The following is a 15635-nucleotide window of genomic DNA, read 5'->3' as shown; positions in this document are numbered from 1 at the left end:
ACAGCCCCTTTACTGCTGTACTTTTCCAGTCAGCATATGTAATGACTCAATAATTAAAATTATATTCTCTTTTATTGTAAACTCAACATATCATCTAAATCCTTTCAATTAAGATAAAAAGACAGCTTCTGTACAGAATTCGCTGTAAGAAGCTGTCTTTTTATACATTTTATATCTATTTGTTTATTTTTTCTACTGCAATGACATATATTTTTGCTTCATTCACCTGGAACTTCACATTCCACACTCCAAAAGCCATCCCATATATCCGCTCAGGATCTTTCTGGTAATGGGGCCGGGGATCCTGGGCCAGGATTCCCAGCAGAGCTTCCTGCTGGGAATCCGGCAGTTTTGCCAAAAGCTCCGGCGGGCACTGGACCTCCAGGGTGCTGTCCGCTCCCTGGGCAAAGCCGCTCCGGGCTTCCGGCCGGACATCGGCGTAGGGAACATAAGGCTTGATATCATAGATGGGCGTCCCATCCATCAGATCCGCTCCCTTGACCCACAGTTCCGGACCCTGAGGTCCATCCCAGATCACCCTGTCCAGTTCCACCAGGGAAAGTCCCAGAGGATTGGGCCGGAAAGGAGAACGGGTGGCAAAGACTCCCAGCCGGGCATTGCCCCCCAGCCGGGGTGGCCGTACCGTGGGCGACCATGTGTGGTTTTGGGAAAAGCCCCAGATCAGCCACACATGGGAAAAGCCTTCCAGGCCCCGGAGGGTTTCCCGCTGCCGGAAACCTTCCGCCATTTCCACCCGTCCGGCCAATTCCGGTACTAAGCCGCTCTGCCTGGGCAGGCCGAATTTTTCCGGCAGCAGGCCCCGGTACCAGGCCACAGGACGCAGGGTCAGCAGGCCGGCAGGTTCCTTTTGCGCCATCAGTCGACCACCGTATCCACGTTCAGATCTTTATCCACATAGAACCGGGTACCCTTTACGGTCAGATCCGCAGCCAGGCCCTTGGTGGTCACCTGGTACATCCACATACCTGGAGCCACTTGGAAGGATCCTTCCAGGGCATCCCCGTTGACCCCATCGCCGGCAGCAGCCACCGCTTCGCCCCCAAAGGTCCAGCCTTTGGTGATGAAAGAATTGAAAGCGTCTTCATTGCCGAACACAAAGATGATATTGGACTGCCGGACCCCCAGGCCCAGTCCCACCTTCATCTCACCCATCTTCATGAACACTTCCCGGCCGCTGTGCTGGTTGATGGCACGGCCCCGGCCGTGGCCGCCCCCCAAAAGTCCCACGCTGTAGCTGGTGTCCACGAACACCGCATAGCCGAAGGCGTTCTGGATGGCCTTCCGGGATTTGGGTTTCTTGTGGTACAAGTCCAGCAGGGCCTTATAGGTCTTAGTCCGCAGTTCCGCCCGTTCCCGGTCCTCTTTGGTCAAAGGGGCCGTCTGGGCCGTTTTTTCACTGGCCGGTTGGGCCGCCCCCGCAGCAAAGCAGGGAGCTGTCAAAGCCAAAGCGGCCAGCAAAGACGCCGTGATTTTTTTCGTGTTTTTCATGATCTGACCCTCTTCACTTTTTACTCTGCATTCTTCGCTCTACACTCTGTACTCTTACTTCTCCGGTTTCAGATAGCCGCCTCCCTGGAGTTCGTAAGTCTTGCCTCCCAGCCATGTGTTGGCCGTATTGCTGCTGTTGTAATAGATGGTATGGCCGTTGCCTTTCAGGTTGGTCATAGCCGGATTCCCGTCCGTAAAGGCATCCAGATGACAGTCAGCCGTAATGGACCAGCTGGAAGAAGCATCCAGGTTCACATCTGCCTTTTTCGCCGTCTTATCCGTATTGATGGCGCCGGACCAGTGGCTTCCATTCTGGAGATCCAGCAAGATGGTGCTGCTGGCATCCACGGACACATTTCCGTAGAGTCCTTGGTTGTTGGCCATGAAGGTCAAATCCCCGCCATTGGTCCCTTCATCTCCGAACTGATTGGCTTCCACCCGGATCAGGGTGCCGCCCAGATACTGCATGGTGGTCATTTCCGAATAGATCCGGGCTGCAGTATTGGTCACATAGAACAGGGGCCCTTCCTTCAGGCTGCGGAGGGCAGAACCCTTGGCGGAGAACCGGCCCAATGCCTTGCCGTCGGTGCCGTTGTCACGGGTCTTGTTCTGGTAGAGCATCACCCCGTGGGTTCCGTTGCCGGACAGGTCCACATATTCCAGATGGATGGAATTATTCCCTTCCACCACGGCGATTTCACTGGCCCCAGCCGTGCCTTTGGCCTCGCTGAGTTTGATGGCTCCCTTGGAATACAGCAGAGGAGACCCTTCCCCAGAAGTATTGATGGTGCTCTTGCTTACGGTGACACTGGCTCCGGAAGGTTCCGTGGCCAGGGCTGCAGACCGGAGGCCGGCAGTACCGATATTGATGTTGTCCGCAGTGATCTTACCGCCTTCCGTGGCATCCAGGCCCCGGGAAGAAGCCCCGGTGGTCCGGATGTTGGAATCATGGAGCCTTACGCTTCCCTTAGCTCCAGTGGCGAACACTGCATTGGCTCCGTCCGCTTCCGTACGGATGGTACAGCCATCCATGGAAAGCGCCCCATCTGCAGCCAGGACAGCAGCATTGAGCCCATGGAACTTACTGTCCAACACGCCTGTAGTAGCTCCGCTCTTGGTGATGGCTCCATGGGACAGTGTCACATCGGCTCCATTTTTTACCAGCAGAGCACTTTCATCCGGCTTCAAGGAAGCATAGCTGTCTGCCAGAGCTGCCTTTTCTCCCGTGACGATCTTAGCGGCTCCATAGGCATCAGCCGGCAGCGGCTCTGCAGCCGTTTCTTCTGCACCAGCTGGAGCTTCTTTCCCTGCTGCCATTTCCGCTTTGGCAGGGGCCGCTTTTTCCGTCTGGACGGCTGCAGGCTTTTCAGCCGCCGGTTCTGTTTTCTTATGGGCTGCCCAGGCACAGGGAGAAGTCAGCAAAGAGGCCAGGACGGCCAAAGTTAAGATTTTAGAACTTTTCATGGGAATCCCTACTTTCCTGTATAAACTTCTACCTATATAGTATATCGCAAAAGAGTGTCACCGTAAACGATGGCACTCTTTTGTCACGAAAAGGGTATTTAAGTTCTGGCTTTCATATATCGCTCTGTATATTTTTTTCTTTAGGCAGCCTACGCAGCCACTTCTCTTTTTACTTTTCTTCCTGCTGGATCCGGGATCCATAGACATCTCGATAGTCCTTTTTCTCTTTCTTATCTTGGCTGTTGACCCGGACCCGTTCCACTTTGTGCCGGTCATTGTCCTTCCCGGAAATCCGGTCCACCCGGAACCGTTCGGCTTCTTGGACTTGGGTCAGTTCCGGCTTGAATTCTTCCACGGATCTGGCCATGCCTGCATCCACCGGAGCTCCGTTCTGCAGTGCCCGATAGATGATGGCCGCATATTCGTACCGGGTCATGGTCCGGTCTCCTTTGAATTCTCCATCTGGGTACCCTTGCAGATAGCCCCGTTCCCGGAGGCCTTCCACATACTGGTACGCCCAGTGGGTTTCCGGCACATCGCTGAAGTTCCCCTCCAACGGCTTGACAGCCGGTGTCCCCTGGAGTTTCAGGGTCTGGAGGATCTGGGCATTCTGGTTCTTCAGCATTTCCACAGTGGCCCGCAGATCGATGATTTCTTTGGCCATGGCCACTTTGGATCGGGTCACATGGTTGTGCTGGCCCAGTTTGAAGGTGACCCCGGCATTGACCATGTTTTCCCCTCCGCCAAAGCTGCCGCCCACACTGATCAAAGTGTCTTCGGAAGGCCGATAGAAGGCACCGATGGCAGCTGCATGAGCGTCCTTATAATTGCCATATCCGGCAGCAAAATCCCATTTATCATCGGGATCGAAATCCTGAGGGTGGAGGGCCGCCAGGGCAGCTGCGCCTGCGCCTACCCGATTCAGCCGGCTGCCCAGCTTATTCACGGAGCTTCCCAGGTTCCGGATATCCCCGGTATTCTTTTCCACGGCCTGATTGGTCCGATACAGCTGTCCTCCATTGACGGCTTCCTTGGAACCTTCTGCCACGGACCCGTCTCCCACATTTTTGATGACGGTACTGCTGCCACCCTGGTTCAGGGTGATGGAGCTGTGGGAAGCGTCATCGTAAGAAACCACATTGGCCGTCACGGCTTTCAGCTGGTCCTCCGTCGCCGCCTGACCGGAAACGATTTGGTCCGGATCCCAGGTGGTATTCTGGAGTCCGCCGATGGTCCCGCTGTTTCCCTGATTCAGCTGGATGCCTCCTACGGAAGCGGTCTGGGCCGTCACCGAATCCACCGTGATGTCCTTTTTCAGGGAAACCTGATAGTTGGCCGCTTCCCCGGCTCCGGCCGTATTCTGGACGGAAATGTTGTCTCCGGCAGAGACGACAGACGGTTTACCGACTTCTGCCGCAGCCTGGAAAGCCTGTTTCAGCTGAGCCACGTTCACTGCGTCCGTATCCTGAGTCCCAGCAGCCACACTGGTGATCTGCCGGGTCAGTTCCATTCCCTTGCCCACTGACACAGCCGCTCCCGTTGCCACCCAAGCGGAAGAGGTATCTGTGGAAGCCTGCCGGGTGGAAGGATCATACCCAGCAGCTCCAGCTTCCACCGCAGCCAGGGACCCGCTGCCCAGGGCCACACCCCCGGCCACTGTGGCATTGGCATTGTGTCCCAGGACCACCACATTCTGCTGATCCGTGGTGGTCACGTTGTCTGCGGAGCCAATCACCAGGCTGTTGGTAGCTCCGGAAAGGGTCCGGTTGTCCCCCAGCAGCAGGGCCGTATCCGTATCCTTGACGGTGTTGCCGGATCCGATGACGGACACATGCTGCACATTGGAAGCCGTATTCTTGTACCCGTTCATCATATTGTAACGGCTGATAGAACCACTGGTGCCGGTCACTGTGTTATTAACCCCGATGATGGCTGTTTTCTGGGTATAATCGGCTTTGTTGCCACCCCCGATGGCCAGAGTGGCCCCGCCGCTTTCCGAATTTTTCACAGTCTCCATCAGAGTTTTCTGCAGGGCCTGGGCAGAATCTCCACTGCTTGTCGGTGCTGAAATATTGGTAATGGAATTGGTGACTTCATTCCCGGCTCCAAAAATCAATGCACCATTGGAATTAAATTCCCGGTTGGCCGTACCTACGATGCTATTGGCTATGCCAGCATAGGAAGAAGACGCCGTCGCTGATTCAATACTGTTCAGGGCACCGGTTATGGTAGCACCGAAATTTTTCCCTGCGGATCCCATATTCGTATTGTAATCAGAAGAGACAATTGAATATGCCCCGGTAACAGAAGAAAAAAGTCCATTGGAAAAACTGTTGGCCCCCAATGTGGTCGAAAATAAGCTCATATTATAGGATTTGGTACTAGCTGTATCGACCGGGATATCACCCAACTTCCCTTTATAATTATGGTTTCCCAGCATCACGCTGCCAGAACGGGCATAGGTGTTCTGCCCAATGGCCAAACCGGTGACCATTTTCGTAGGATCTTTTGGAAGTCCATAGGGAATTCCAAAAATGCTATTATATCCAGCCTGATTGAAATCAAAAGAACGCTCCAGACCGCCTACCATATTTTCCACGAAAGAATTCGAACCGATTGCAATACCACCGCCCTGGTCGATATAGTTCAAGGTACGGGCCCCGCCGCCAATGGTGATGTCGCCGGTAGACGGCTGGCCCACACCTCCCTGATAGCTGATCGTTGCCCCTTTGCCGATGGCCACATTCTCTGCTTTCGGCGCATTGCTCCCTGTACCATATGCTACACCAGCTCCCGCGCCGGTCGCGGTGTCCGCTGCTAAAGAATCTGCTGGAAACGATGCCAGCAGACTCACCGTTAAAACAGCAGAAGCTAACACTTTCGTCCGATTGCCAGAATTATTTTTCACATGGCACCCGGCCAGTTCCGATACAACCACATAACAGTTCTTTGCGCGGCTCCAAATCACCTGATAGATCTTATTCACAACAAGCTCCTTTCTCCATACTACTATATACTTTTATGTAATTGCAGTAAAAGGCGAACAAAAACCCTTGATTCCTTTTCTTCCCGCTCCTTTCCGGCCATTTTTTCATTTTCCCTTTGAAGTCGCCAGTATTATAGTATAAGTATTTTATCATTACAACTTGAATATTTGTAAACATGTTTACATTTGGTATAATCACATATATTTACTTTTTTCGATGAATATTTTTCCTATTTTCCAAAGAATTCCTATCTCTTCTGTCCTTTTCCCAGTATCCTGTCTATACTTCATTTATTTTTTATAATCCCATAAGAAAAATTTTTGTGAAAGAGTTCACATTTTTACAGCGGAGCGGCTGTGTTTTTTCCTTACCGGATTTTTTCCTGCTGTATTTTCCTTTTGGCTTTTTCCACACAAAAAAGGATGCTGACACCTTCCAAAAGATATCTGCATCCTTTTTTCATCGCTGCACTTGTCTGTTCCCAGTTCTATCTATCAGTCTATTTTCCGGCTGGATCTTTCTCTCCGTTCCAGCCAGGTGCGGATTTTCCGTCCATCCACTTTCCCTACTCCATTCAGAGGCAGCTGTTCCACCCTGATCCAGCAGCCAGGGATTTCTCCAGGAAGCAGGTCCTGGCGGAGGGACTGGCGGACCTTTCCCATTTCCGTCCCCTGTTCCAACACCACAGCGGCTCCCAGTTCTTCCCCTCTCTGGGGATCCTTTACAGGGACTACGCTGGCATCCCGGACTCCAGGCACCTGGAGCAGAGCCTGTTCCACCCGGCTGCAACTGATGGTCAGTCCGCCCTTGTTGACCACCTGTCCCCGGCGGCCCAGGAAGATCAGGTACCCATCTGCATCGAAATATCCCATGTCCTCCAAGGTACAAGGTCGGGGCAGGCCATCTACGCTGTAAGGAGTATCGACGTAGATCAGCCCCTCCCGGATTTCAACCTTCACCCCAGGGCAAGGTTTCCCCACACTCTGAGGGTGGGCCAGCATTTCTTCATAGGTAAGCCAGGTAATATAGTCCAGCTCGCTAGCCCCGTAGTAAAGGAGGATCTGGCTGCAGGGAAAATGGTCTTTCAGGGCCCCGGCCGTCTCTCCGTCCAGCAGCTGGGACCCAGCCAGCACCGTTTTTATCTCCGGATAGGTCCGGTCCATCACTTGGAGCAGCAGTTTCAGTTTCACTGGGACTAAATACAGCAGGGTCACCGGATACCGTTCCAGCAGCGCTTTCCACCGGATGCTCCGGAGGGTATCAGCCACCACCAGGGCAGCTCCGGCGTGGAGGATCTGTGCCCACAGGTTCAGGTTCCCAGTAAAGCTCATGCTCCCTTCACAGAACCCCACCGTATCTCGGTCCACCTGGAATTTTCGGTCCTGTTCTGGAAAGAAATCTCCCCAGCTGGCATAGGTCCGGAACATCAGCTTGGGGAGACCGGTGGATCCGCTGCTCAGGACCCCCATGCACCAATCCGGTGCCGGCACCGGTGCATCTGCACAGCTAGGCCGCAGGGTCCCGTCATCGATCCAGCCGATGCGGCGTACCCGGGCCAATCGGTCCGCCGCTTTTGGGGACAGATCCGGGTGTCCCAGCACCGGCACCCAGCCGGCTCTTTCCGCTCCCAAAAAGGCAATCAGCTGTTCTGCGGGTTTCTGCCGGATGATCAGTACCGTCTGCCGGGAGATGCCCAGTCGTTCCACCCCCTGGGCATATTCTCGGGCCAGGGAGGCCATCCGACCATAGGTCAGGGGCCGTCCTTCTTCCACCAGGCAGGGTTTGTCCGGCTGGATCCGGGCCCATTGTTCCAGTAGGTTTGCATAATCCATGGTTCTTCTTCCTTCTGCTACAGTGTTTCCAGGAGTACTCCGGCTCCCGTTCCCCCGGCACCGGCAATGGCACACAGAGCTTTCTTCCCTACCTGCCCCTCCAGGGCCCCCAGGGCATGGAGCACCAGCACCGCCCCGCTGCATCCATAGGGATGGCCGTAAGCCAGGGCTCCTCCCAGGGGCAGATACCGGTCCGTACAGGTAGGATACTGCCGGGCAAACAGGACGGAGATCACCGCAAAAGCTTCGTTGTATTCAAAATCGTCGATGGCTTCCACCGGCAGACCGGTTTCATCCAGCAGCTTTTCTCCCACGGCCAGAGCTCCCAGAGGACTGAACCGGGGATCCACTCCGGCCGCCGTACAGTGGAGAATCCGGGCCAGGGGTCTCACAGGCCCTCCTGCCCGGCGCCAGGCAGCCAGTTTTTCTCCAGAAGCCAGCACCAGGAACGCCGCCCCATCCTGGGTCAGACAGGTATTAGCCGCCGTCAGGGTAGGGGAGCATTCTCCCGCCAGTTTCCGCTCTTCCGGAGTCAGCAGTGCTTCCGTTTCCTTTCGGATAAACAAGGTAGGCATCCGCCGGGCCAGCCGGCCGTCCATCCGGGGCCGGATGCTTTCATCCCGGGTGCTGCCGAACAGGGACACCACCCAGGGATCCATCCGTCCTTCCCTCCAGGCTTCTGCCGCCTTCCGGTGGCTGCGTACCGCCCACCGGTCCAGTTCCTCCCGGGAAACCCCGTACACCTGGGCCGTCCGTTCCGCCCCTTCCAGCATGGTCCGGGGACTGTGGGTATCCGGAGAAAACTGGGCGGTCATATATCCTTCCGGCGTGTACCGGATATCCCAGGGCTGGTACATCCGTCGGGGCTGCAGAGAGGAAGATTCCACACCCCCGCACAGCACCAGGTCCAGCTGACCGCTGGCAATCTGCCCCCAGGCCAGGGACAGGGATCCCAGAGCGGAAGCACACTGCATATCCAGAGTCATGGCGAGCAGTTCCGCCGGCAGCCCGGCTGTCAGGGCCATGAGACGCATCAGGTTCCCGCCACTGCCTACGGCATTGCCCCCCAGCAGCAGCTGGGCTTCCCGAGCCTCTGGGAGCCGAATGCAAAGCTGCCGGAGAAGAGCGGCTCCCAGCTTCTCCGGCGGTACATTTTTAAAGATTCCATTCTGCAGTCCCAGGTGGCTGCGCAGGCCACCCACCAGGTACACATCCCGAGCCACGGATCAGAACCCGTACCGTTGGAGCCGGTTGGCCAGAAAGGCCGCCAGCACCACTTTCAGCACATCCCCCACCAAGAAGGGAAATACCGCCATCACCAATGTCTTCCAGACTCCCACCTTGGCCACCAGGAACATGCTGATGCAGCCCCCGGCATAGATGATGGGCATGCCCACGCAGATACCGAGGAAGACCAGTTTCCTGAAAGACCGGGTTTCTCCCCGGACGGCACTCATAGCCACCGCCGCGGCCAAAAAGCCCAGATTAAAGCCCCCGGTAGGCCCAAACAGCTTGATCAGTCCGGAGGTCCCACCTACGAATACCGGTACTCCCACCGCTCCCAGCAGCAGATAGATGCCCAGGATGCTCCCCGCCTGTTTTGGCTTCATGAGGAAGGCCACCAGATTCACCATAATGGTCAGGGCCGTCACCATGGCCGGCGTGAAAGGCAGCGGAAAAGAAATGTATGCCGAAACGGCCAGCAGCGCGACACAGACGGCGCTGGCTGTCATCACCCGGATCTGTTCCCGGCTGCTGGTTACGGCCTCGGACGGCTGTAAATTCTCTCTCATTTCGTTCATTGATGTTTTCCTCCTTGATATAGATCATTTCTCCCCCATGGATGGGGGTTTTGAACACCATATGGAGCTGATCCGGCTCTCCCAGACAAACCAGCAGGCACTGCCACAGCAGCAGTCCCGGTACCACCGGATGTGCTCCCTGATGGATGGGATTGGCATCCCCGGTGCGCTGGGCAAAATCGCCCACCTCTTCCGAGGAAAAGGACCGCCAGGGTCCGTATCCTTTCAGAGGACAGGCTTCTTGTTTCTGTAAACTAATTTTATTATAATGGTTTACCTTTGATCCATAAAAAAGCAGCTCTACCTGGAGCGTCCCTACCAGCTGGTCTCCGTCCCAGGCCTCAGCCTGGAGCTGCTGGCTCCGTTTCCCATCCCGGAGACAGTGGTACCGGAACTGACAGTCCGGACTGGCCTTCCGGATCCTGGCATAATGGATCCGGGCGATGAAACTGTTGTCATAACGGCTGCCCCGGAACTGGCCCAGGGCCCGCAGATAGCCTTCTGTATATTCTTTCATAATGGTTTTAGTGTACCGGATTTTTTTCGATTGTTCAACCCTTTTTGAGAAACGGTTAACGTAAGTGAAATGGACGCCTTGCGTCCAGCAGGGACAGAGCCTGACAATATCTGACTCTTTCTTGTGTTTTACAGGTGAAAGTTCTATAATTTGTTCATATCTTCATTTCATACTCAGTGAGGGGGACTTTTTATGACAACCGCAAACCGGTCGGGACGTTCCGCCCTGGCCAACTATCGGGATCCCATTATCCTGATCACCTTCTGCATCCTGGGGGCCATCCTGGGCCTGGTACTGGGAGACAAGGCATCGTTCCTGAAGCCCATCGGACAGATTTTCCTGAACCTGCTGTTCTGTCTCATCGTGCCGCTGATTTTCTTCTCCATTGCCGGGTCGATTGCCAACGCCAAAGACACCGGAAAAGTGGGGAAAATGATCGGATATACCCTGATCATCTTCGTACTCACCGCCACCATTTCCGGGGGCCTGATCCTGCTGGTGACCCATTTCACCGGAGTTCCCACCACCTTTACGGCTCCCGCAGCAGCTGCCCAGGCAGCCGGGAAACCAGTGACCATTGCGGATCAGATTGTCAACACCCTGACCGTGGGAGATCTGCCCCTTTTGATTTCCCGGTTCCACGTGCTGCCGCTGATCATCCTGACCATTTTCTTCGGTATCTGCGTTTCCATGATTGGGGAGGCTGCCAAACCCGTGGTAAACTGGATGAATGCCATGAGCCTGGTGTGCTATAAAATGGTAGCCATTTTGATGAAGGCGGCTCCCATCGGCCTGGGTGCCTATTTTGCGGATCTCACCGGCACCTACGGGATCGATCTGCTGAAGACCTACGGCAGTGCAATGCTGGTATTCTACACCGTGGTCTTTGTGTATTTCTTCGTGTTCCTGGGGTTCTACGCCTGGCTGGCTGCCGGTACCTGGGGCGTGAAGAACTACTTCCGGGTGATCCTCGCTCCGGCTTTGACGGCTCTGGGCACCCGTTCTTCCGCTGCCACCATCCCGCTGCAGATGGAAGCCTGCGACAAGCTGGGGGTGCCCCGGGACATTTCTTCTGTGGTGGTCTCCATGGGGGCTACCTGCCACATGGATGGGGCCTGCATTGCTGTGGTCTATTCGGAAGTCCTGGCCACCACCCTGTTCGGCCATCCTCTGGCAGGGTTTGATTTCATTCTGGCTCTGTTCCTGGGGGTTGCTGCTTCTGTAGCCACTTCCTCCGTACCAGGGGGCGGTGCCGCCGGGGAAACCATGATCGTTTCCGTATTCCACCTGCCGGAAAGCGCCTTCCCCATCCTGCTGATGGTCATCGAACTGTTCGACCCCGGGTGCACCCTGCTGAATTCCTGCGGAGATACGGTGGTTTCCATGCTGATTACCCGGATTTTCCACGGCAAAGACTGGTACAAGAAGAACCTCAATGCCGATGCCGCCGGAAAGGAAGCCCTGACCTATGAACATTGATGCCCGTTATGTGCTGGAAGAACCGGATTACCAGGACGTACCCCTGGCGGATTCTCTGGAGCTGGACCTGCCCATCGAGGGCGACCGGGTGCTGGGGGAAGTGTACCTCCCCTCAGGGATCTATGACGGACCTCATCCGGCAGTGATCCTGTGCCATGGGATCCCCGGCACCACGAACAATGACGACCTAGCTCAGTGCCTACGTCGAATGGGCTGTGTGGTGATCCGTCCCTACCATCGGGGTGCCTGGGGCAGCGAAGGGATCTATTCTTTTTCCCACTGCATCCAGGATGCCATTGTCCTGGCCCGCTGGGCCCGAGAAGACATGGCCAAAGCCTATGGTATCGACCGGGAGAACATCTTCCTGGCAGGTCATTCCAACGGAGGCAACACAGTGCTCAATGCCTCCCGGTACCTGCCCTTTCTCAAAGGCACCGTGGCCTTCTGCCCCTATGACCATCAGGCAGGACTGGAACATATCCCCCACGCACAGCTGAAAGAAATGTTCGCTCAGGTTTCTTCGGTCCTCCATATAGGCCGTTTCGAAGATCTGTGGCAGGACAGCATCCAGCATGCCCGGCAGTGGAGCTTTGTCCAGAACGCCCACCGGTTCCAGGACCGGAACCTGCTGCTGATCGGAGGCAGCCAGGATACGGTAGTCCCTCCGGATTGGATGGTAGAACCTCTGTGGCAGGAGCTGGAAGCCCTGCCCGGTACTGGTCACCACAAAAAAGTGATCCTCCCCGGCAACCACGCCCTGGACACTGCCCGGCTGGAACTGGCCCGGGTGGTGGGAACGTGGATTGAGGAAATGGTAAAAGAGGGGTGAAGATTCACCCCTCCGGCCGCGGACCGCGACCAAAAGAGGCTGTGAAGAAATGAAATTCATTTCTTCACAGCCTCTTTTTTTATCCACTCTTTCAACACAACCGCATTGTTGTGCTCCTGGTCTTTGGCTCCGTACAGTAAGGTTACGGTACCCTGGACCAGGGCTTTTTTTATTTTTTCCAAAAAGACTCCCGCTTCCGGATTGGCTTCCAACTCCTGTATATAACCGGCAGCGAATTCCGGGAACTTTTCCGGATCATGGCCGAAAGCCCGGCGCAAGCCGTTGGTGGGAGCGATTTCCTTCTCCCACCCGGCCAGGGCCGCGGTTTCTTTTTTGATGCCCCGGGGCCAGAGCCGGTCCACCAGGAACCGGCTTCCGTCCGTTTCGGCAGGGGCTTCGTAAATCCGTTTTACCTGCAGCTTTCCCATGGAAAAGCCTTCTTTCTTTTACCGTGCCTGCCGTTTCTCCCGTTCTGCCACCTGTTCGCAGGCTGTCAGAGGATATTCCGCCGAATTGTGGTGGAATTCGATGCAGGGCTCACAGTCCTTGTAACGGGGACAGTGAGTATGGCTGCAGGGGCAGGTTTCCGGGTCGTACAGTTTGATCATGGTTTAGGCTCCGAAGAACAGTTTCATGTCGTCTTCCACGTTGGTGATCCCGGCAATGCCGAAGTTCTTCACCAGCACGCTGGCCACGTTGGGGGACAGGAAGGCCGGCAGGGTGGGTCCCAGATGGATGTTCTTCACACCCAGGTACAGCAGGGCCAAGAGGACGATGACGGCTTTCTGTTCGTACCAGGCAATGTTGAAGATCAGGGGCAGTTCGTTGACGTCAGCCAGACCGAATACTTCCTTCAGTTTCAGGGCAATCAGGGCCAGGGAGTAGGAATCATTGCACTGACCGGCATCCAGTACCCGGGGAATGCCGCCGATGTCGCCCAGATTCAGTTTATTGTATTTGTACTTGGCGCAGCCGGCGGTGAGGATCACCGTATCTTTCGGCAGAGCCTTGGCAAATTCGGTGTAGTATTCCCGGCTCTTCATCCGGCCGTCGCAGCCAGCCATGACCACGAACTTCTTGATGGCGCCGGATTTCACCGCATCCACTACTTTGTCAGCCAGGGCAAAGACCTGTTCATGGGCAAAACCGCCAACGATGGAACCCGTTTCGATTTCAGTGGGAGCCGGGCAGGTCTTGGCCTGGGCGATCAGTTCGCTGAAGTCCTTGTGACCGTTTTCGTCCGCATCAATGTGACGGCAGCCAGGGAAGCCGGTGGCACCAGTGGTCCACAGACGGCCCTTGTAGCTGTCTTTGGGCGGAACGATGCAGTTGGTGGTCATCAGGATGGGCCCATTGAAGCTTTCGAATTCTTCCTTCTGTTTCCACCAGGCGTTGCCGTAGTTGCCGGCAAAGTTCTTGTATTTCTTGAAGAACGGATAGTAATGGGCGGGCAGCATTTCAGAATGGGTGTATACATCCACGCCGGTGCCTTCGGTCTGATCCAGCAGCATTTCCAGGTCTTTCAAGTCATGGCCAGAGATCAGGATGCCCGGGTTCTTCCGGACACCGATGTCTACGGTGGTGATTTCCGGATTGCCGTAAGCGGTGGTGTTGGCCTTGTCCAGCAGAGCCATGCCCTGTACGCCGTATTTCCCGGTTTCCAGAGTCAGAGCCACCAGGTCATCCACGCTCTTGCTGTCGTCCAGGGTAGCAGCCAGTGCCTTCTGGATGAAAGCGTCCACTTCTTCGTCGTCCTGGGCCAGCACATTGGCGTGCTTGCTGTAGGCAGACAGGCCTTTGAGGCCGTAGGTGATCAGTTCCCGCAGGGAACGGATATCTTCGTTTTCGGTAGCCAGGACACCAACGGTTTTAGCTTTGGCGTCGAATTCGCTTTCGCTGCCGTTCCACAGGGCGGCTTCCGGCAGGCTGGAGGTATCAGCCAGTTGGGTCAGCAGATCCGCTTTCACAGCCAGGGTTTCTTTGATCCGGGCAATGATGGATTCCCGATCGAAGTTGGCATTGGTAATGGTGGTGAACAGGTTTACGGTCACCAGATGGTTCACGCTGCGGCTGACGGATTTCCCAGCGGCCCGCAGAGCGGTGGTCACCGCGGACAGGCCTTTGGTGGCATAGATCAGCAGATCCTGCATGGCGGCCACTTCCGGTTTCTTGCCGCAGACACCCATCACCGTGCAGCCTTTGCAGCCGGCGGTTTCTTGACACTGATAACAGAACATCTTGTTTTCCATTTGTATAACTCCCCTTTTCTGATTCAAACTCTCACAGGTTATTTTCTTCACTCGATGGCTCTATTATAGTCCGGTACAGAAAAACAATCCGTTGTTTGAACAACATACTTAAAAATATTTGTCTCGAGTCTCGAGACCAGTATAAGCAAAGTGCTCTGCGCCTTACCCCAGCGCCACATCCAGGGTCATCATCACAGTGAACCCCAAAGCGAAGGTGAGGACGCCGATGTTGGAATGTTCTCCTTCGGACATCTCCGGGATCATTTCCTCCACCACCACATAGAGCATGGCGCCCGCAGCAAAGCTGAGGAAATAGGGCAGCAGATGCCCGATGATGCTGGAGGCCAGGATGGTCCCCAAGGCCGCAAAAGGCTCGACAATACCGGAGAGCACCCCGCCGGCAAAGGCCTTGTGCCGGTTCATCCCCGCCGCCTTAAGGGGCAGGGAAATGATGGCCCCTTCCGGGAAATTCTGGATTGCGATCCCCAGGGACAGGGCCAGGGCACTGCCCAGGGAAATGGAGCCCGGATCCGTGACGAACCCTGCGTAGATCATCCCTACCGCCATCCCTTCCGGGATGTTGTGGAGGGTCACCGCCAGCAGCATCATGGTGGTCCGGCCCAGATGGCTCCGAGGACCTTCCGGTTCATCGGTATTCATGTGGAGATGGGGGATCGCCACATCCAACAGCAACAGGAACAGGATCCCCGCCCAGAACCCCACAACAGCCGGCACAAAGGCAAAATGCCCCAGGGCTGCACTTTCTTCCAGGGCCGGGATCAACAGGCTCCAGATGGACGCGGCCACCATGACCCCGGCGGCAAAGCCGGTGAGTCCCCGCTGGACATTCCGGTGGAGCTGTTCTTTCATGAAATAGACGCAGCCAGCTCCCAGGCTGGTCCCGGCAAAGGGGATCAGGATTCCCTGCCATACCTCTGCACTGATCAATGGGTCACCTCCTTTTTAG

General features: G+C 55.7%; 13 protein-coding genes. 2 read left to right on the top strand and 11 right to left on the bottom strand.

The genetic code is table 11. The features are described 5' to 3' along the window. Positions 1 to 175: 175 nt before the first annotated feature. The 7 genes from tsaA to ACTUHY_RS03535 form a co-directional block, all read right to left on the bottom strand. Positions 176 to 877: a tRNA (N6-threonylcarbamoyladenosine(37)-N6)-methyltransferase TrmO gene (gene tsaA / locus ACTUHY_RS03565; RefSeq protein ID WP_442826622.1), complete on the bottom strand. Its 702-nt coding sequence runs from the start codon at positions 875 to 877 to the stop codon at positions 176 to 178. Next, complete coding sequence (locus ACTUHY_RS03560; protein WP_075578938.1) at positions 877 to 1509, bottom strand: YSC84-related protein; 633 nt, start codon at positions 1507 to 1509, stop codon at positions 877 to 879. Before ACTUHY_RS03560 ends, tsaA begins: the two co-directional genes overlap by 1 nt. Positions 1510 to 1563: 54 nt before the next feature. Further along, a complete protein-coding gene (locus tag ACTUHY_RS03555) occupies positions 1564 to 2973 on the bottom strand; it encodes a hypothetical protein (protein WP_442826621.1) in 1410 nt (469 codons plus the stop codon). A gap of 169 nt (positions 2974 to 3142) precedes the next feature. Beyond that, entirely contained in the window at positions 3143 to 5959 is a 2817-nt protein-coding gene (locus ACTUHY_RS03550) for an ESPR-type extended signal peptide-containing protein (protein WP_442826620.1), read from the bottom strand. 495 nt (positions 5960 to 6454) lie between these two features. Continuing rightward, positions 6455 to 7792 (bottom strand): AMP-binding protein, encoded by a 1338-nt coding sequence (locus ACTUHY_RS03545; RefSeq protein WP_442826619.1) that lies wholly within the window; start codon positions 7790 to 7792, stop codon positions 6455 to 6457. 17 nt (positions 7793 to 7809) lie between these two features. Continuing rightward, complete coding sequence (locus tag ACTUHY_RS03540; protein WP_442826618.1) at positions 7810 to 9015, bottom strand: thiolase family protein; 1206 nt, start codon at positions 9013 to 9015, stop codon at positions 7810 to 7812. 3 nt (positions 9016 to 9018) lie between these two features. After that, positions 9019 to 9402 (bottom strand): biotin transporter BioY, encoded by a 384-nt coding sequence (locus ACTUHY_RS03535; RefSeq protein ID WP_442826617.1) that lies wholly within the window; start codon positions 9400 to 9402, stop codon positions 9019 to 9021. A gap of 901 nt (positions 9403 to 10303) precedes the next feature. Here ACTUHY_RS03535 and ACTUHY_RS03530 point away from each other — a divergent pair. Beyond that, positions 10304 to 11590, top strand: coding sequence for a dicarboxylate/amino acid:cation symporter (locus tag ACTUHY_RS03530; protein ID WP_442826616.1), 1287 nt, complete (start codon positions 10304 to 10306; stop codon positions 11588 to 11590). Next, the gene (locus ACTUHY_RS03525) at positions 11580 to 12419 is read left to right on the top strand and encodes an alpha/beta hydrolase family protein (protein ID WP_442826615.1); all 840 of its coding nucleotides are present in this window, start codon (positions 11580 to 11582) and stop codon (positions 12417 to 12419) included. Before ACTUHY_RS03530 ends, ACTUHY_RS03525 begins: the two co-directional genes overlap by 11 nt. A gap of 56 nt (positions 12420 to 12475) precedes the next feature. Here the strand turns inward: ACTUHY_RS03525 and ACTUHY_RS03520 are convergent, their stop codons facing one another. The 4 genes from ACTUHY_RS03520 to ACTUHY_RS03505 form a co-directional block, all read right to left on the bottom strand. Further along, the gene (locus ACTUHY_RS03520; protein WP_442826614.1) at positions 12476 to 12847 is read right to left on the bottom strand and encodes a DUF488 domain-containing protein; all 372 of its coding nucleotides are present in this window, start codon (positions 12845 to 12847) and stop codon (positions 12476 to 12478) included. Between the two features lie 18 nt (positions 12848 to 12865). Next, positions 12866 to 13027, bottom strand: coding sequence for a hypothetical protein (locus ACTUHY_RS03515; protein WP_278674788.1), 162 nt, complete (start codon positions 13025 to 13027; stop codon positions 12866 to 12868). A 3-nt stretch (positions 13028 to 13030) separates the two neighbouring features. Then, the gene (gene hcp, locus ACTUHY_RS03510) at positions 13031 to 14668 is read right to left on the bottom strand and encodes a hydroxylamine reductase (RefSeq protein WP_442826613.1); all 1638 of its coding nucleotides are present in this window, start codon (positions 14666 to 14668) and stop codon (positions 13031 to 13033) included. A gap of 162 nt (positions 14669 to 14830) precedes the next feature. Beyond that, the gene (locus ACTUHY_RS03505; protein ID WP_442826612.1) at positions 14831 to 15616 is read right to left on the bottom strand and encodes a ZIP family metal transporter; all 786 of its coding nucleotides are present in this window, start codon (positions 15614 to 15616) and stop codon (positions 14831 to 14833) included. Positions 15617 to 15635: the final 19 nt, after the last annotated feature.

The organism is Acidaminococcus nyctereutis, assembly GCF_052216985.1.
Taxonomy (GTDB): Bacteria; Bacillota; Negativicutes; order Acidaminococcales; family Acidaminococcaceae; genus Acidaminococcus; species Acidaminococcus fermentans_A.
This window is presented reverse-complemented; position numbering and strand designations above follow the sequence as displayed.